This is a genomic window from Bradyrhizobium genosp. L (assembly GCF_015624485.1).
In the GTDB taxonomy this organism is placed as follows: Bacteria; Pseudomonadota; Alphaproteobacteria; order Rhizobiales; family Xanthobacteraceae; genus Bradyrhizobium.
This window is the reverse complement of record NZ_CP061378.1, coordinates 6,007,991-6,024,936: the sequence shown is the minus strand read 5'-3', so window position 1 is coordinate 6,024,936 and position 16,946 is coordinate 6,007,991. Positions and strand designations below refer to the sequence as shown.

Annotated in this window: 17 protein-coding genes; 16 read left to right on the top strand and 1 reads right to left on the bottom strand. The window is 65.4% G+C overall.

The features are described from left to right. Positions 1-136 precede the first annotated feature (136 nt). The 14 genes from IC762_RS28635 (at position 137) to IC762_RS28570 (ending at position 13,794) form a co-directional block, all read left to right on the top strand. Positions 137-1,813, top strand: a complete 1,677-nt coding sequence (locus IC762_RS28635; protein WP_195785514.1) for a GspE/PulE family protein — start codon at positions 137-139, stop codon at positions 1,811-1,813. Between the two features lie 4 nt (positions 1,814-1,817). Next, on the top strand, positions 1,818-3,032 hold the full coding sequence (locus IC762_RS28630; RefSeq protein WP_195785513.1) for a type II secretion system F family protein: 1,215 nt from the start codon (positions 1,818-1,820) through the stop codon (positions 3,030-3,032). Between the two features lie 15 nt (positions 3,033-3,047). Further along, positions 3,048-3,539 carry a type II secretion system major pseudopilin GspG gene (gspG, locus tag IC762_RS28625; RefSeq protein WP_195785512.1) on the top strand — a complete coding sequence of 164 codons (492 nt, stop codon included), beginning with the start codon at positions 3,048-3,050 and terminating at the stop codon, positions 3,537-3,539. A 5-nt stretch (positions 3,540-3,544) separates the two neighbouring features. Next, positions 3,545-4,006, top strand: coding sequence for a prepilin-type N-terminal cleavage/methylation domain-containing protein (locus tag IC762_RS28620; protein WP_195785511.1), 462 nt, complete (start codon positions 3,545-3,547; stop codon positions 4,004-4,006). Continuing rightward, positions 3,981-4,391: a prepilin-type N-terminal cleavage/methylation domain-containing protein gene (locus IC762_RS28615; RefSeq protein WP_246801279.1), complete on the top strand. Its 411-nt coding sequence runs from the start codon at positions 3,981-3,983 to the stop codon at positions 4,389-4,391. The genes IC762_RS28620 and IC762_RS28615 overlap by 26 nt, the downstream gene beginning before the upstream one ends. After that, positions 4,388-5,113, top strand: a complete 726-nt coding sequence (locus tag IC762_RS28610) for a PulJ/GspJ family protein (protein WP_195785509.1) — start codon at positions 4,388-4,390, stop codon at positions 5,111-5,113. The genes IC762_RS28615 and IC762_RS28610 overlap by 4 nt, the downstream gene beginning before the upstream one ends. Continuing rightward, a complete protein-coding gene (locus IC762_RS28605; protein WP_195785508.1) occupies positions 5,113-6,024 on the top strand; it encodes a general secretion pathway protein GspK in 912 nt (303 codons plus the stop codon). The genes IC762_RS28610 and IC762_RS28605 overlap by 1 nt, the downstream gene beginning before the upstream one ends. Further along, positions 6,021-7,076, top strand: a complete 1,056-nt coding sequence (locus tag IC762_RS28600) for a PilN domain-containing protein (RefSeq protein WP_195785507.1) — start codon at positions 6,021-6,023, stop codon at positions 7,074-7,076. The genes IC762_RS28605 and IC762_RS28600 overlap by 4 nt, the downstream gene beginning before the upstream one ends. Next, entirely contained in the window at positions 7,073-7,636 is a 564-nt protein-coding gene (gene gspM, locus IC762_RS28595; RefSeq protein WP_246801278.1) for a type II secretion system protein GspM, read from the top strand. The genes IC762_RS28600 and gspM overlap by 4 nt, the downstream gene beginning before the upstream one ends. After that, the gene (locus IC762_RS28590) at positions 7,633-8,268 is read left to right on the top strand and encodes a hypothetical protein (RefSeq protein WP_195785506.1); all 636 of its coding nucleotides are present in this window, start codon (positions 7,633-7,635) and stop codon (positions 8,266-8,268) included. The genes gspM and IC762_RS28590 overlap by 4 nt, the downstream gene beginning before the upstream one ends. Before the next feature lie 274 nt (positions 8,269-8,542). Continuing rightward, positions 8,543-9,343, top strand: coding sequence for an EfeM/EfeO family lipoprotein (locus IC762_RS28585; RefSeq protein ID WP_246801277.1), 801 nt, complete (start codon positions 8,543-8,545; stop codon positions 9,341-9,343). Beyond that, a complete protein-coding gene (locus IC762_RS28580; protein ID WP_195785505.1) occupies positions 9,340-10,716 on the top strand; it encodes a cytochrome c peroxidase in 1,377 nt (458 codons plus the stop codon). The genes IC762_RS28585 and IC762_RS28580 overlap by 4 nt, the downstream gene beginning before the upstream one ends. 235 nt (positions 10,717-10,951) lie before the next feature. Continuing rightward, positions 10,952-13,021 carry an alkaline phosphatase family protein gene (locus IC762_RS28575; protein ID WP_195785504.1) on the top strand — a complete coding sequence of 690 codons (2,070 nt, stop codon included), beginning with the start codon at positions 10,952-10,954 and terminating at the stop codon, positions 13,019-13,021. Positions 13,022-13,134: 113 nt separating this feature from the next. Then, on the top strand, positions 13,135-13,794 hold the full coding sequence (locus IC762_RS28570) for a hypothetical protein (RefSeq protein WP_210338394.1): 660 nt from the start codon (positions 13,135-13,137) through the stop codon (positions 13,792-13,794). Positions 13,795-13,797: 3 nt separating this feature from the next. On the opposite strand, the gene IC762_RS28565 is transcribed toward IC762_RS28570, so the two are convergent. Continuing rightward, a complete protein-coding gene (locus IC762_RS28565) occupies positions 13,798-14,433 on the bottom strand; it encodes a pyridoxamine 5'-phosphate oxidase family protein (RefSeq protein WP_195785502.1) in 636 nt (211 codons plus the stop codon). Positions 14,434-14,676: 243 nt separating this feature from the next. Here IC762_RS28565 and IC762_RS28560 point away from each other — a divergent pair, with 243 nt between their 5' ends. Beyond that, the gene (locus IC762_RS28560; protein ID WP_195785501.1) at positions 14,677-15,660 is read left to right on the top strand and encodes an AraC family transcriptional regulator; all 984 of its coding nucleotides are present in this window, start codon (positions 14,677-14,679) and stop codon (positions 15,658-15,660) included. Between the two features lie 266 nt (positions 15,661-15,926). Further along, positions 15,927-16,940 (top strand): DUF4424 domain-containing protein, encoded by a 1,014-nt coding sequence (locus tag IC762_RS28555; RefSeq protein WP_195785500.1) that lies wholly within the window; start codon positions 15,927-15,929, stop codon positions 16,938-16,940. Positions 16,941-16,946: the final 6 nt, after the last annotated feature.

The window sequence follows — 16,946 nt, the reverse complement described above, 5'->3', positions numbered from 1 at the left end:
GAATCCCGACTTCGCACAGCTGTCATACTTCGGATCGATAACAGCCGAGGCTGAGCGCAGGCCGATGTCGCGGTGCGAGCCGATCCGCAAACGCGGCGTGAGCCGATCGCCAAACAAGTATGACGGGACAACAAGAATGGCCAACGATCTGTCCGTGCAGTTCGTGGACTACCTCCGTCAGAACAAGCACGTCGCGCCGATCGACGGGGCGCCCGACCAGGCCGGACGCGGTGCCGACTATCGCCAGCAGAAGCTTTGGGAGATCACGAGCCTCTCGCCGTCGGAGTTTGCCGACGAGGCCGCCCGTTTCTTCGCGCTCGAGCGGATCACGCTGCAGGACATGATCGCGGCTCAGCCGCTGATCGCCTCGTTCTCGCCGCGCTTCCTGCGCGAAACCATGGTCTATCCCTGCACGGCGGCGGATGGATCGAACGTTCTCGCGATCGTCGACCCGACCGATCAGGCCACCCAGCGCGCGGCGCAGATCGTGCTCGGCGACGGCATCACCATCAAAGTTGCGTCGTCGGAAGACGTCGCGGTCGCGCTGAACCAGAGCTTTCATGCCACCGAGAGCCACGCAGCCGAACCGGCGGCAGCACTGCCGCGCGAGGACGACATCGAAAGCCTGCGCGATCTCGCGAGCGGCGCGCCGGTGGTCCGCGCCGTCAACGACCTGCTTGAAAAGGCGGTCGAGCTTCGCGCCAGTGACATCCACATCGAGCCCTTCAGCTCCGGGCTGACGGTGCGGCTGCGGATCGACGGCTTGCTGCGGCCGGTCTCCGCGCTGTCGGGTGTGCTGCCGCAGGCGGTGGTCTCCCGCATCAAGATCATCGCCAATCTCAACATCGCCGAACGCCGGCTGCCGCAGGACGGCGCGGCGCGGCTGCGCGCCGGGCGCGCCGATATCGATATCCGCGTCGCGATCATGCCGACCCAGCACGGCGAGGCCTGCGTCATCCGTATCCTGCCCAAGGACCGCGGCCTCCTGGTTGTGGACAAGCTCGGCTTCGCGACATCGGACGAAACCAGGCTGCGGCGGCTGCTCAAGCTGCCGCACGGCATGATCGTGATCACCGGGCCGACCGGCAGCGGCAAGACCACGACGCTTGCGACCATCCTCTCGATCCTCAACGAGCCGACCCGCAAGATCCTGACCGTCGAGGATCCCGTCGAATACGAGATCCCGGGCGTCAACCAGTCCCAGATCAAGCCGGCGATCGGCCTGACCTTCGCGACCGCGCTGCGCTCCTTCGTGCGCCAGGACCCCGATGTAATCATGGTCGGTGAAATCCGTGACACCGAGACCGCGCATGTCGCGGTGCATGCGGCGCTGACCGGCCATCTGGTGCTGACGACGCTGCACACCGAAACCGCGGCGGCCGCGGTGCCGCGCATGCTCGACCTCGGCGTCGAGGGCTACCTGCTGCGCTCGGTGCTGCGCGGCGTGATCGCGCAGCGCCTGGTTCGCCAGCTTTGCGAGCGCTGCAAGACCGCACGGCCGCTGGTGGCGGCCGATTTCACTGATGATCCGCGGCTCGGCTCGCTCGGCTTCCGTGCCGGCGAGAGCGTGCACGAGCCGTGCGGCTGCGAACGCTGCGGCGGAACCGGCTATCGCGGCCGGCTCGGCGTGTTCGAGCTGCTCGAACTGTCCGACGAGCTGCGCGAATTGATCGGCGAGCGCACCGATGGTTTGAAGATCGACGCCATGGCGATCCGCGCGGGCATGACCACGATGCTCGACGACGGCATTGCCAAATGCCGCGCCGGCCTGACGTCGCCCGCCGAAATTCTCCGCGTCACGACCCTGAGGTGAGGCGGTGCCGAATTTTCGCTACCGCGCCCTGACCCAGACCGGCGAGGTCGTCAACGGCACGATCTCCGCGCCGACCGCGGCCGAGGTCGCGCGCCGGATCGAATATTTGAAACTGCTGCCGATCGAGACCGTCGAGGACAAGCGCGCCGCCGGCAGCGGCGCCGGCGGCTTCAGCTTCCTCAACGGGCCGAGCGCGGCCGAGGTCACCATTTTCACGCGCGACCTTGCGCTGCTGCTTAAGGCCGGCGCGCGGCTCGATGATGCGCTGGAATTGCTGTCCAATGATGCCGATGTCGGGCGGATGCGCCCCGTCGTCGCCAAGATCCGCGCGGCCTTGCTCACCGGCGAGAGCTTTGCCGATGCGGTGGCCGATCATCCGGCGCTGTTCCCGCCGATGTATGTCGCGCTGGTGCGGGTCGGTGAGATCTCCGGCACGCTGGATTCGGTGCTCGAAATGCTCGGCACCGAACGGGCGCGTTCCGAGGCGATGCGCCGCAAGCTGACCGATGCGATGCAGTATCCGGCATTCGTGCTGGTCGCCGCCTGCGGCGTGATGCTGTTCTTCCTGCTGTTCGTGCTGCCGCAATTCTCCACCGTGCTCGGCGATTTCGGCGGCAAGTCGGACACCGCGCTGGCGAACTTCATCGCGGTCTCGGATTTCCTGCGCGCCAATGCCACGGCGGCGAGCCTGACCGCGGCCGGCACGATTGCGCTCGTGTGGTGGCTGCTGCGGCAGGCCGCCGTGCGCGCGGCATTGGTCAATGGGATCTCGAAGATTCCCGGCATCCGCAACGGCTTCCAGTTCTATCGCGCCAGTCTGTTCTGCCGCAATCTCGGTGTCCTGCTCGGCAGCGGCGTCAATCTCACCGCGGCGCTGCGCATCCTCGTCGACATCATGTCGGTGACCGGGAGCGAGGCGAACTGGGCGGCGGCCGCCGATCGCGTCCGCCACGGCGGCAAATTGTCGGAGGCGCTCGCGGTCGCGGACAGCCTGCCGCCGATGGCGGTGCGGATGTTGCGGCTGGGCGAGGAGACCGGACAGCTGCCCGCGCTCGCCGGGCGGGTCGCCGAATTCTACGAAGCAAAACTGCAGCGCAGCCTGGATCGGGTCGTCGCCATCGTCGGGCCGCTGGCGATCATCACGATCTCGACCGTCGTCGGCGGGCTGATCGTGTCGGTCATGACGGCGCTGCTGTCGGTCACGCAGCTGGTCAATTAGCAGGGGATATCGCTCATGAGAACGCGCAACGTCATCGCTAAAGTATTCGCCGTGCATAAGCGAGGCAGGTCCGGTGAAGCCGGCTTCACGCTGGTCGAGATGCTGGTGGTGATCGCGATCATCGGCCTGATCATGGGGCTGATCGGGCCCCGCGTGCTGAATTATCTCAGCGAGTCCAAGGTCAAGACCGCGCGCATCCAGCTGCAGAGCTTCTCCAGCGCGCTTGATCTGTATTATCTCGACGCCGGCCGCTTCCCGTCGACGGCGGAAGGACTTGCCGCGCTGGTCCAGCGCACGCCCGGCGTTGCCGCCTGGAACGGCCCGTATCTGAAGGGCGGCACCGTTCCCAACGATCCCTGGAGCCATCCTTATATCTATCGCTCGCCCGGCGAGCATGGACCCTATGACATCGTCTCCTACGGCTCGGATGGCCAGGAAGGCGGCAGCGGCACCTCGGCCGACATTTCGCTCGAGAAGGCCACGGCCGCCAACACCGGGAGCGATTGACCGGGATGAATGAGGCCACGCAGCGCGGCTTCACCCTGCTCGAGATGGTGTGCGTCCTCGCCATCATCGCGCTGCTGGCGGCCGTGCTGCTGCCGTTCATTCCGCACCAGACCTCGCGGTCGCGGCTGCAGGCCTATGCGCTGCAGGCCGCGACCCTGCTGAAGGCCGATCGCAATGCGGCGATCGACCGCTCGACCAGCGTCGCGACACTGGTTGATGCGTCGAGCCGGGTGATCCATTCCGGCTCGTCGCAAATGATGCTGCGAATCCCCGACGATGTGCGATTCGATGCCATCCTGCCGCAGACCTGCCGGCGGCAGGCCGCGCTGTCGACCATCCGCTTCTTCGCCAATGGCGCATCCTGCGGCGGTGCCATCGCGCTGACGCGGCTCGATGCGGGGTACGAAGTCCGCGTCAACTGGCTCACCGGAAGGATCGAGATTGTCGCTCGCGACGTCGCCAACTGACCGCAAGGATGCGGGATTTACACTGCTCGAGGTGCTGGTGGCGCTGGCGCTGGTCGCCGTCTCGGTCATCGCGATCGGCAGCGTGATGGGCGTCAAGACGCGCGGCGTGCGGTCGCTGGAGCAGCATGTCGCGCTGATGCAGGCGACGCGCACCTTGATGACGGTCGGCATTCCGCCGCGCGATGCGCTGCAGCCGGGCACGTCGAGCGGGCAGGCGGATGGCTATCGCTGGGTCATCGATGTCAGTCCGCTGGGAGGTGGATGGACGGTGTCCGACGCCAATGTTCCGTGGACGCCGGAGCTGGTGCGGATTCGCGTCAAATTGCCCGGCGGATCGCTGTCCGATATCCGCACGGTGCGGCTGATGCCGAGACCATCGGAATGACGCCGGCGCGCAAAAGATCCCGCGCGCATGAGCGCGGCTTCACGCTGATCGAGACCATCCTCGCGCTGGCGTTGATGGGGATGCTGCTGACGGCGCTCGCCACCATCACCGCGCAATGGCTGCCGAGCTGGAACCGCGGCCTCGACCGGATCCAGCGCAGCGAGCTGATCGGGATTGCGCTGGAGCGGATCGGCGCCGATCTCGCCGCGGCAGAGTTCATTCCCGCCAACCGCGACACCAAGCGGCCGCTGTTCGATGGATCGGAATTGTCTGTTACGTTCGTGCGGACGGCGGTCGGGCCGAATGCCGGGCCGGGGCTCGACATCGTCCACCTCGGCGAGACCAGGGATCACGGCGAGTTCGTCACCGTGCGCTCGCAGGCGCGCTTCACCCCGCTGGCCGATGGCGTATCGCTGTCCGAACAGGTGCATCTCGGCGGACCGGTGGTGCTGCTGCGTGCGCCCTACCGGCTGTCCTTTGCCTATGCTGGTCCCGACCGGATCTGGAAGCGGGTGTGGAAGCAGGCCGACCGGCTGCCGGCGATGATCCGCCTGACGGTGCGCGACGCCGCCAGCGAGCGCATCCTGTCGGTTTCGACCATCGCGCCGGTCCATGTCCAGATTCCGAGCGACTGCACCAAGCCGGACGGCAATTGCACCGACAAGGGCGATGCCGACAAGACCAATCCGGATAACGCGCCGAATGATGCGGGGAAGACGTGATGGATCTTCGCCGCAAACTGCGGGAGCGTTCGGCGAGCCGCGGCTTCGTCATCGTCGCCGTGCTCTGGATCCTGCTCGCGCTGTCGTCGCTGGTGCTGATCTTCTCGGCCTATCTCTCCGCGTCGGCCCGGGCGCTCGCGACCAACGACATGGCGCTGCAGACCGAAGCGCTGGTGTCGGCTGGGCTGGAGCTCGCCGCCTTTCAGCTGGCGCTGTCGGACGACAAGACGCGGCCGTCGCATGGCGCGTTCCATTTCCGGCTGGATGAGGCCGATATCGCCGTGGTCTTCACTTCGGAAGCCGCACGCATCGATCTGAACTACGCGTCGAAGACGACGCTGTCCGGCCTGTTCGCCGTGCTCGGCGCGCGCAAGGACGCGGCGACCGAATATGCCGACCGTATCGTCGGCTGGCGCACCCGGCCGACGGCGGGCAGCGAGAATGCCGAGGCGGCGCGTTACAACGCGCTCGGCTATGCGCCGCGGCAGGCGCTGTTCACCCATGTCAACGAATTGGCGCTGGTCGCGGGCGTGCCGGCGCAACTGGTCGATCGCGCGCTGCCCTTCGTCACGGTGTTCAACGGCTCGCCGGATGTCGATCCGGCGATCGCCGCGCCCGAGGTTCGCCTCGCCACCGGCCAGACCCCGCCGGACCAGCGCGGCGGGTTCGGCGATCCCATCAACGTCCAGAGCAGCTTTGGCTCGCAGCCGTCGACCCCGCAAAGCGCGGCGGCGCCGGCGCAAAGCCCGTGCTACCGGGTTGCGGTCACGATCCGCTTCCGCAACGGCCGCCGCACCACCTCGGAGGCCGTGATCGCGATGGGTGACAAGACCGAGCCGTATCGCGTGCTGTCCTGGCAGGACGACGTCGAGTTGCAGCAAACGGTTTCGCTGCGTGGGGGCAGACGATGACGCTGATCGCCGAGGCGCAGCAATGGTTCGAGCGGTGGATCGGCGCCGTTGCGATCGCAATCGACGGTGCCGCCGGCCGCTTCACGCGCCGGCGCGTCATCAGGCTCGAGGAAGACGTCGATGGCGCGTTCACGGCGAGCCTCGAAGGGCTCGCCCCGCGCGCGTTCCGGCTTGATCGCGACGCGCCGCAGCCGCCTTTGCCTGCGGATTGGAAGGCCGCGTTCGACGGCAGCCGCATCGAGATCGGATTGCGGTCCGATCATATCGTCAGCCGGGTGCTCGATTTCCCAAGCCAGGCCGGCGATTTCCTCGACGGCATGATCCGCGCGCAGGTCGACCGCCTGACGCCATGGAGCGCGACCGAGGCGGTGTTCGGCTGGGGCGCGCCGCAGCCGATCTCGGGCGATCGCATCGAGGTCGCGTTCAGCGCCACCGCCGCCACCAAGGTCGATCCGTTGCTGCGGCTGGCGAGGACGCTCGGCGCCGCCGCCGTTGCGGTCTCGGCGCCTTCGGTCGGCGGCGACGGCGCGCCGTTGCAGGTGACGCTGGTCGACAAGCAGCTCCGCGGCCTGGCCGGGCCGCAGGTGCCGCGCCTGCTGCGCATCGGGCTCGCTTCGGTGGCGGCCGCAGCCGCAACCTGCCTGCTGCTCGACATCTATCTCGGCGGCTGGCTGCAATCGGAGCAGGCGGATCTGCAACGCCAGATCGCGCAGCGCCGCGCCGCGTTGCGCATCGGTGCGGACGGCGCCTCGTCCGGGATCGCGCTTTTGGCCAAGCGCAAGCAATCGACGCCATCGAGCGTCATGGTGCTGGAAGCGCTCTCGCGCGTGCTGCCGGACACCACCTACGTGACGGAGCTGCGCATCGAGGGCAGCAAGATGCAGGTGATCGGCATGACGCAGGACGCGCCCGCGCTGATCCGGCTGCTGGAGCAGTCGCCGCAATTCACCCGCGCGACCTTCTTCGCGCCGACGACCCACGCCGCGAACGAATCCGCGGAGAGTTTCCACGTCGAAGCCAACGTCACCGCTTATTTCGGGTCAGGCTCATGAGCACATCGTTCCGGTCGCTGACGTCAATCGGCACTTCGCCCATGGTGGCGACGGCGAGCTATCTCGGCCTCGCGGCCGTGCTGCTGTTCGTGGTGGTGTCGTCGCTGCTCGATCTCGTCGGCCGTCGCGGCGAGATGGCGGCGACCGCGGCGCTGCTGGCGCAACTGGAGGGCCGCTCCAGGGCCAACACCGCGCCGGGCACAGCCGGCATGCCGGCGGGCTCGGCCTATCTCGAGGGCGCGACCGTCACCGTTGCCGGCGCCACGCTGCTGCAACGCGTCTCGGCCGCGGTGACGAAGTTCGGCGGCAACGTGCTGTCGACGCAGCTCGATGTTCCCAACGTTCCGGCCAAGGCCGGCTTCATCAGCATGGTGGCAAACTGCGAGATCGAGCAGGCGCAGTTGCAGCAGGTGCTCTACGATCTCGAGGCCGGCATGCCGTTCCTGTTCATCGACCAGCTGGTGGTGCAGCCGACCACCGATGACGCGGCCAAGGGCGCCGATCCGGCCAAGCTGCGCGTGTTGCTCGGTGTCTCCGGACAATGGCGAGGCGCGAAATGATGCGATGGCTTGCGGCGATCCTCGCGCTGTCGGCGCTGTTGCTGCATCCGGCCGCGGGCGCGGTGTCGGATGCCGGCGATGCCCTCGATGCGGGACTGCTCGACGACACCAGGCTCGGCGGACGCGCGCTGACGTCGCCGCCATCAGCCGAACAGCCCGTGACGTCGGTCCGCGTGGCGCCGGCGCCGGCACCGGCAGCCCGCCCGCTCAGCGACAATCCGCTGTGGGGAATCCCGGTCAAGACGCTGTCCAACACGCGCGACCGGCCGGTGTTCTCGCCGTCGCGGCGGCCGCCCCCTGCCGTCGTCGCGGAACCGGTCGCTGCGAAGGCGCCGCCGCCGCGCAAGGTGGAGATCGAGCCGCCGCCGCTGTCGCTCGTCGGCACCATCGCCAGCGGCGCCGACAGTTTTGGGATTTTTCTCGATCAATCGAACAAGGCCGCGCTGCGCTTGAAGATCGGCGACGATTTCCAGGGCTGGCGGCTGCGCATCATCAACGGACGCGAAGTCACGATGGAGAAGGACGAACAGCGGGCACTGCTGACGCTGCCGCAGCCGGGAAGCGAAGCCAGCGGCGAGAGCCGTCTGCTCCCGGTGAACGCTGAGCTAAGGCCGTTCCTGGTGCGACACTAGATCAACAATACGCTTCGTGATCGATATGCATGGTGACGGGACAAGCGGTGCGAGCAAGCTCACCTCGTTGCAACAAGCTTTTGCGCGTTGAACAGATCAGTCTTGAAACGCGCGGTTGCATCGATGAAGCGCGCTTGCAGCACGACGATTTGTCGAAGCATCAAAACAATATGTCGAAGCGGAAAAGATACGACGTGAAGTGTGTCTGTCACAAAACGGCATAGGATGCCGACAATAGTTCGGCTCGCTGCTTGCCACGAGCCCTTCGTGGCCGATGAGTGGACTGACAATGCACAAGATGCTGATGGCGACGTGCCTGGCTTTGCTGGCGGCGTTGGCCAATGCACGCGCCGCTAACGCCGGCGTGCTCGAAGAGGGCGCCGAACGCTATCGGCCCTATCTGATCGAAGGCGTCGCCAGCGCACTGGCCGGCGCGCGTGCATTGCAGGGGCGTGCTACTGCTGCCGATCTGCCCGGTGCAAAGAAGGCCTGGCTGTCGGCGCGCGCCGGCTGGGAGCGCTCCGAAGTGTTTACCGCGGGATTCGTCCCCGAGCTCGACGCGCAGATCGACGCCTGGCCGAACGCGGACAGCGGGTTCCACGCGATCGAAGCGAAATTGTTCGGCGCGGGCTCGACCGACGTCAACGCTGACGCGGCGGCGCTGGTCGCGCATCTCGACGATCTCCACGACAAGCTCAAGGACATCAAGCTCGCGCCGCAAGGCCTGCTCGATGGCACGGTGCGGCTCGCCTACGAAGTCGGTGAGAGCAAGGCCGATGGCGGTGAATCGCGGATCAGCGGCACCTCGCTCGACGACATGCGCAACAATATCGCCGGCATCGATTTCGCCTATCACACGATCTTCTCGGCCGCGCTCAAGCCGGTGGACGGCAAGCTCGACGAGATGGTGAGCAGCCGGATCGCGCAACTCGAGGCGATCGTCGCCACGTCAGATCTTCCGCATGTCGATATCGCCGATCTGCGCCGCACCAGCGAGGAGCTGGTGGTGGCGTTGCAGGGAGCGTCCGCCAAGCTCGGGCTGCAGCGGCCGACGCTCGAGGCCCAGGTCCGATGAATTCATCCCGATTGTGGCTGGCCGCGTCGATCGGCGGTGTGGTGGCTGTTGCGCTGCTCGGGCGCGCGGTGGCCTTTCCCGTCGACGGCAACAAGACCGTGCTGCCCGCGACCACCGAATTGAACGAGGACGCGCTCGACAAGCCGCGCGAAGTGTTCCGCTCGGAGGCCGCCGGCGCGAAATCCTATCTCGTCAATCTCGGCGATCTCGCCTTCAACTCACCGACCATCCTCGGCGAAGTCGCGCGGCAGGCCGGCGTGAGCTGCGGCACCTGTCACGTCAATGGCGTCAACAACGCCAAATTCTTCATGCCGAAGATGTCGGGCAAGCCGGGCACGTTCGACACCACCGGTCCGCTGTTCAATCCGAAGGCCAACAATCTGGTGCTCGATCCGGTGCGGATCCCGAGCCTGCGCGGCGCGCGCTATCTCGCACCCTACGGTGCCGATGGCCGTTTCGCCTCGCTGCGCGACTTCGTCCACAATGTCATCACCAACGAGTTCGCCGGACCCGAGCCGCAGCCGGCGACGCTCGATGCGATGGTGGCCTATATCCAGGACATCGACTTCCTGCCGAATCAGAGCCTTGGGCCGGGCGGGCGGCTGGTCGGCAAGATCAGCGAGTCCGAGCGCCGCGGCGAATCGCTGTTTGCAAGAGCGTTCCCGCACGATCCCGCCATGAGCTGCGCCGGCTGCCATGTTCCGTCGTCCGGCTTCGTCGATCATCAGCAGCACGACGTAGGTTCCGGCGGCCTGTTCAAGACGCCGACCTTGCGCAACGCCGACTTCAATGCGCCGTATTTCCACGACGGCCGCTTCGACGATTTCAATCAGGTGGTCGACTATTTCGACCGCACCTTCCAGCTTGGCCTCTCGGCGCAGGACAAAGGCGATCTCGTCGCCTATCTCACCGCCGTCGGCGACGGGGCGCAGCCCTACGAGCGCGATGGTGCCGGCGCGACGCTGAAGGAGATCAACGACTTCTCCTCGGTGCTCGCGACCGCGATTCCCGCCGGCGACAAGGACACGGTCACGCTCGCAGTCGATACGATCGGCCGCGAGCTGCGTGAGCTGACCGAGCAATATCCGGATCGCAAGAACACTGCAGTATCAGGCGGCGAGCAGCAACGCGTGCTTGCACGCAACAGTCTCAAGGAACTCGTGCTGACGCTGCGGCGAATCGATATGGCTGTCGCAACGGGGCGCAACGGCGATGCCGCGACCGAGTTCAGGAATTATCGCAACCTGATGGCGGCTGCCGTGCCTGCGCTGCTGGCCAGTGCCGAGCCGTGGTCGCTGTTCAATCAGGACGTGCATGACCAGCACTATGCTGCGCTTCGTCAGGTCATGCAGTCGAAGCACGTATCGCATTGATCGAGCTGTATTGAAGTTCAATCGCGCTGATCTGTTGCACAAGTTGTTCCAGAATCATTTCTAGTAAAAGTAGTAAATGTGAATCGCACAGATGCAGCTGAATGCTGCGGATGTCTCCACAGAAAATCTTGAACGTTTCGAAATTTATTCGCCGCTTTCACGGCAGCGAAAAGTCCGCGTCATGTTGTCGCATTACTCAAGGCGTGTTGCTCACTGCAAACACCCGAGGTCGACAATGACTTTCAATTACAACAAGCACTGGCGAACCAGCACCGCGATCTGCGTCGCATCATCGGTGCTCGTCGCAACAGCCGCTTATGCCGCTCACTATCCGGGCGGCCACAGCGATTGGGACAAGCGTTCGCATCACAACAACAAGGCGCATGAAGAGGGCGATCGTGCGCGCCACGACGGTGATCATGGCAAGGACCAAGGCAAAGATCATGGCGACAAGGTGAAGACCGCGTCGCCGATCAAGCATGTCATCATCCTGATCGGCGAAAATCGCGGCCTCGATCACACGTTCGGCGTCTACAAGCCCAAGGGCAAGGGCCAGACGATCTCGAACCTGCTGTCGAAGGGCATCGTCAACGAGGACGGCACGCCGGGCCCGAACTTCGCGCAGGCCCAGCAGTTCTCGGTCGCCGGCCAGACCTCGTTCTACATCGGCGCGCCGCAGATCTCGAAGTCGCCCTATAGCGCGACCAATATGATGCCGCAGCCCAACACCAACGGCACGCCGACCGCGCAGAGCGACACCGGCGCTCCGTTCAAGACGATCGCCGAAGCGAGCGTCGAGAAGGACATGGATCCGGCCGATCTCGATATCCTCACCACCGGCTTCAGCGGCCTGCCGACCGGCGCGCTCGATACCCGCGTTCCCGGCGCCGGCACGCTGACCGGACCGTTCCCGCTGCAGGGCGAGCAGATTAGCGACGACGACTACACCGGCGACACCACGCACCGCTTCTATCAGGACTGGCAGCAGGAAGATTGCAGCGCCGCCAGCGCCACCAAGAAGAACAATTCGGGCTGCCTGGCCGACCTGTTCCCGTTCGTGATGGCGACCTATTCGTCGTCCAACAAGAGCATGGCCAACTCGATGGGCTTCTATAACGCCCAGCAGGGTCAGGCTCCGGTGCTGAAGATGCTGGCTGACCGCTTCACCCTCGGCGACAACTTCCACCAGTCGTTCCACGGCGGCACCGGCGCCAACCACTTCATGCTCGGCACCGGCGATGCGGCGTTCTGGAGCGACGGCAAGGGCAACCCGGTCACCCCGCCGACCAGCCTGATCGCCAATCCGAACCCGGTCGCGGGCTCGGTTAACAAATACATGGTCGACGGCAATTTCAGCAATTGCTCGGACGTGTTCCAGCCCGGCGTGAAGCCGATCGTCACCTATCTCAACAACCTGCCGTACGCGGCTGAGCCGAACTGCAAGCCCAACCACTTCTATATGCTCAACAACACCAACCCCGGCTATCTGCCGAACGGTGCGCTGTCGGGCGGTAGCAACCTTCCGCCGTCGCCGGTTCGCACCATCGGCGATGCGCTGATCGAGAAGAACATCACCTGGACCTACTATGGTGGTGCCTATAACGACGCCGTGGCGCTGTCGAACGCCGCGGTCGCCGCCAATCCGGCGAACCCCGACCTCAATGCCGCAGCCGTGGCCGATCCGGCCCACGCGCTCGGCGTTGCCTACTGTCAGATCTGCAATCCGTTCCAGTATGCGACCTCGATCATGGCCAGCCCGGCCGTGCGTCAGGCCCATGTCAAGGACACTGCCGATCTGATCACGGCGATCCAGAACAACACGCTGCCCGCGGTGTCGTTCGGCAAGCCGGACGGTCTGCTCGACGGTCACCCGCAGAGCTCGAAGGTCGATCTGTTCGAGGCCTATGCCCTGAACGTGCTCAACGCGCTGGACAACAATCCGGAGCTGAAGGCCGAGACCGCGGTGTTCATCACCTGGGACGAGGCCGGCGGCTACTGGGACTCCGGCTACATCCAGTCGATCGACTTCTTCGGCGACGGACCGCGCATGCCGATCCTGATCCTGTCGCCCTATTCGACGGGCGGCAAGGTCTACCACAACTACGGCGACCACGTTTCGCTGCTGAAGTTCATCGAGCGCAACTGGGCTCTCCAGCCGCTCACCAACCGCAGCCGCGACAACCTGCCGAATCCGACCTACTCGAAGAACAACGAGTATGTCCCGACCAACAGCCCGGCGCTGTCGGACATGTTCGACGCGTTCGACTTCTCCAAGCCGGCGGTGACGCTGTCCTATACGGAGTGATCTTACTCCGGACGTAATCCATCCGAGACCGGCGCCGATCGAACCGATAGTTCGGTCGGCGCCGCCGTTTTTGGCCGACTGCGTAAGGGCATGAGATGAAGTGCAAAGAGAAGATGTCTTTGGGGCGTTGGATCGCCCTGACCTGCTTGCTCGCTGGCGTTCTGCTTGCCTTGCCGGCCGATGCACAGCAGTTTTCCGCCGATCTCGTCGCGCGGAATGGCGCCACCGTGAGGTCGATCGGAACCTTGCGGGTCTCCGGTCCGAAGGCCCGGATCGAGACGACGGCGTTTCCGGATGGTTTTTTCCTGGTCGATGCGGCCGGACCCGCGGCGTATTTCGTCCGACCGGACGCGCGCATCTTCATGGATGCGAAGCAGTCGAGTCCGCTGACCCGGATGTTGGTTGCGGTCGATCCCGACGATCCCTGCCGCCAATGGCAGGCCATGGCCGAACTCGCCGCGCCGCTTGATCGCAACGCATGGCGGTGCGAACGCAGCGGTGAGGAACTGGTCGCAGGGCGCAAGGCAGACGTCTATCGGGTCGAGGCGCCGGCCGGCCTCGGATTTGTCGGCTGGGTCGACCGCGATCGCAGATTTCCCGTGCAGATCGAGACCGCGGATGGCGTGGTGATCTCGGCCGACCACATTCGCGACGAGCCGCAGCCGGCGCAATCGTTCGCGATCCAGGCAGGCTTGCGCAAGCTCGATCCGCAGGCCTTGATCCGGAGGATTCAACAGAGCGACGTCTGGGTCGCGCCACCGGCCTCGCAATGAGCTTCAATACAGCCGCGTGCGATAGGCCTCTTCCATCGTCTTCTCGGCAACCTCGACCTCGACCGCGGCAGTCTGCTCGGCGATGATCCGGCCGAGCGTCGGAAAACTGTGGCGCTCGACCTGGGTGGCGGGATTCCACAGTTTCGAGCGCATCAGCGCCTTGCCGCAATGGAAATAGCTCTCGTCGACATGCACTTTCAGGCCGATGTTCGGCGTGACGTTCTGCACGGTCAGCGGCGTCAGCAAACCGGGCTCCTGTGAGATCTCGGCGTGACCATTGACGCGCAGCGTCTCGTTGATGCCGGGCACGAAGAAGATCAGGCCGATGCCGGGCGAGGCGATGATATTGCCGAAGGTGTCGACGCGGTTGTTGCCGCGGCGGTCCGGGATGAGAAGCGTCTTGTCGTCGATCACGGCGACGAAGCCCGGCGCATCGCCGCGCGGGCTGGCATCGGCGTGGCCCTTGCCGTCGCTGGAGGCGATGACGAGGAACGGCGACAGCGCGATGAAGTCGCGACAGAACTTGTCGAGATGGTCGAGCACCTTCTTCTCGGCAAGCGGGCTCAGCTGCCCGAAATGAGCGCGAAGATCGTCCTGCGATTTGACCGGCGGCTTGCCGCCCGCGCCCTGGCTGTCCATGGTCGAACCCCTTCCTGACCCATCAATGTATAGCGCATCCAATGGGCGGATCACCGCGCCATGCTGCGCTGGCCCGAGCTGTCCGGCTCGCGCATGCCGCATAAGCGAAGCTAATATTTCATTCGATATTCCAATGGTTTGAACCGGCGGTCGGGTTCCCGACACCTATCCTTGCCATGTCCTGCCGCACTGCCACAAATCAGCCTCATATGACCAGCGACGTCCCCGGGCCATGAGGAACCGATGACCGAGCCGTCGCGGGATATCACCGAATTTCGCTTCTCGACCGCGCATTTCGGCGCGCGCGACCGGCTGCCGATTTTCCGCGAGCAGATCGGGCGGATGATCGTGAAGCTCGATACCGAACCACTGGGCGACGGCGGATTCCACGCCGAAGCGAATGTCCGCGAGCTGGCCGGGCTCGGCATGGGATCGTGGGCGTGCAGCAACCTCAAGATCGCGCGGCCGCGCGAGCTGCTCGACGGCACCGACGATCTGGTGCTGACCATCATCACCAGCGGCAACACGCGCGCCTCGCAGCGCGGTCGGGACATCGAGCTCGGCCCGGGTGAAGCCGTGCTGCAGTCGAGCGCGGAGGCCGGCAACATGATCGTTCCGGCCGCGCCGAGCCGCTTCTTCGGCCTCCGCCTGCCGCGCAAGGCGCTGGCACCGCTGGTGCGCGATCCCGAGGACATGCTGATGCGGCCGCTGCCGGCCAACACCGAGGCGATGCGGCTGCTTGCGCTCTACGCCCGGGAGCTCGACGACGGCTACCAGCTTTCGACGCCCGATCTGGCCGAAGCCGTCGTCAAGCATCTCACCGACCTCGGTGCCCTGATCATCGGCGCCAACCGCGACGGGGCGGAGGTCGTGGAGGAACGCGGCCTGGCGGCGGCGCGGCTCACCGCGGTCAAGGCCGACATCGCCGAGAATCTCAGCTATGGCGACCTGTCCTTGCCCGCCGTCGCGTCACGGCTGAAACTGACGCCGCGTCATATCCAGCGGCTGTTCGAAGGCGCGGGCTCGACATTCTCCGAGTTCGTGCTCGGCCAGCGCCTGGCGCGCGCGCATCGCCTGCTGACCGACCCGCGCCGGATCGACACCACCATCGGCACCATTGCGTTCGAGTCGGGCTTCGGCGACCTGTCCTATTTCAACCGCACCTTCCGCCGGCACTACGGCGCGACGCCATCCGAAATCCGCATCGTGCCGCGGAGCGCCCGCTAGCAGGTCGCTGCTCTCGACGGCACGTCGTGGTGATCCCCCGCGCTGTCTCCGACAGGGCATGCTCGCCTCCGCGCCCAAATCGCGGACGGCTGTCGCATTTGTCCTAATTCCTGTCGCATCACGCCGAGCCGGCGTTCCACGACATCTCTAAAAGGCGCCTCCGATGATCGTGTCGTTCGATCCGGAGCGGCATCGGTCTGCCGTTCCGTGGCCAAGGATCGTGCCGTCTGACCGCCGATTTCGTCCGAACAAGAAAAGGAACGACAATGCCTCATTTGGTTGCACGCAGCTTTCTGGTCCTGTTCGCCGCCTTGCTGCCCTGGTGCGCGCGGGCGAACGACACCTCCGCGACACTCGAGACCGGCGGCCTTCGCTTCAAGCACGACCCCGACATCGTGATGCGCTCCGAGGATCTGTTCATTTCGGAGCGCGAGATCCGGATCGTCTACAAATTCATCAACGCTTCGGCGGCCGACAAGACGATCATGATCGCGTTCCCGATGCCCGACATCGTCGGAACGGAAGACGACGAGAACATCGGGATTCCGACCGACAATTCCGAGAACATCTTCGACTTCCGCGTCAGTGTCGACGGCAGGCCGGTCGCGCCACGGCTCGAGCAGACGGCGCTGGCGAAAGGCGTCGATCAGACCCCGCTGTTGCGCACGCTCGGAATCCCGCTGATGCCGATCAGGGGGCCGGCCGGCGAGCGTCTGGACAAATTGCCGAAGTCGAACTGGCCGGAGCTCGTCAAGCTCGGCGTTGGCGCGATTCAGACCTATGGCTCCGGTGGGCCGATGGAAGACCATCTGGTGCCGACCTGGACGCTACGTTCGGCCTATACCTGGATGCAGAGCTTCCCCGCGGGACGGGAGACGACGTTCGAGCAGACCTATCGTCCGAGCGTCGGCGGCTCGGTGCAGACCATCATCGGCGCCGACAATTGGCGCAGCAATCCTGAAGCGAAAGGCTTTCTCGCGTCCTATTGCATCGATGACGACATGATCCGTACCATCGAACGGGCGCGTGCGGCGAAGCGCCTCGACTATCCGCCGTTCAGCGAACGCTCGATTGCCTATGTGCTTTCGACCGGCGCCAATTGGGCGGCGCCGATCGGCGATTTCCATCTGACCATCGACAAGGGCGAGCCGTCCAATCTCGTCAGCTTCTGCGCCGACGGCGTCAAGAAGACCGGGCCGACGCGCTTCGAGGTTCGGCATTCGAATTTCACGCCGTCGCGCGACCTGAAGATCGTGATCTTCGTTCCGATCAAGAGCTGAGACCGA

Bases quoted from the DNA above. Each gene is read 5' to 3' on its own strand.
- IC762_RS28635 (WP_195785514.1), top strand. From the start codon at position 137: ATGGCCAACGATCTGTCCGTGCAGTTCGTGGACTACCTCCGTCAGAAC.
- gspG (WP_195785512.1), top strand. From the start codon at position 3,048: ATGAGAACGCGCAACGTCATCGCTAAAGTATTCGCCGTGCATAAGCGA.
- IC762_RS28620 (WP_195785511.1), top strand. From the start codon at position 3,545: ATGAATGAGGCCACGCAGCGCGGCTTCACCCTGCTCGAGATGGTGTGC.
- IC762_RS28610 (WP_195785509.1), top strand. From the start codon at position 4,388: ATGACGCCGGCGCGCAAAAGATCCCGCGCGCATGAGCGCGGCTTCACG.
- IC762_RS28605 (WP_195785508.1), top strand. From the start codon at position 5,113: ATGGATCTTCGCCGCAAACTGCGGGAGCGTTCGGCGAGCCGCGGCTTC.
- IC762_RS28600 (WP_195785507.1), top strand. From the start codon at position 6,021: ATGACGCTGATCGCCGAGGCGCAGCAATGGTTCGAGCGGTGGATCGGC.
- gspM (WP_246801278.1), top strand. From the start codon at position 7,073: ATGAGCACATCGTTCCGGTCGCTGACGTCAATCGGCACTTCGCCCATG.
- IC762_RS28590 (WP_195785506.1), top strand. From the start codon at position 7,633: ATGATGCGATGGCTTGCGGCGATCCTCGCGCTGTCGGCGCTGTTGCTG.
- IC762_RS28585 (WP_246801277.1), top strand. From the start codon at position 8,543: ATGAGTGGACTGACAATGCACAAGATGCTGATGGCGACGTGCCTGGCT.
- IC762_RS28580 (WP_195785505.1), top strand. From the start codon at position 9,340: ATGAATTCATCCCGATTGTGGCTGGCCGCGTCGATCGGCGGTGTGGTG.
- IC762_RS28575 (WP_195785504.1), top strand. From the start codon at position 10,952: ATGACTTTCAATTACAACAAGCACTGGCGAACCAGCACCGCGATCTGC.
- IC762_RS28570 (WP_210338394.1), top strand. From the start codon at position 13,135: ATGTCTTTGGGGCGTTGGATCGCCCTGACCTGCTTGCTCGCTGGCGTT.
- IC762_RS28565 (WP_195785502.1), bottom strand. From the start codon at position 14,433: ATGGACAGCCAGGGCGCGGGCGGCAAGCCGCCGGTCAAATCGCAGGAC.
- IC762_RS28560 (WP_195785501.1), top strand. From the start codon at position 14,677: ATGACCGAGCCGTCGCGGGATATCACCGAATTTCGCTTCTCGACCGCG.
- IC762_RS28555 (WP_195785500.1), top strand. From the start codon at position 15,927: ATGCCTCATTTGGTTGCACGCAGCTTTCTGGTCCTGTTCGCCGCCTTG.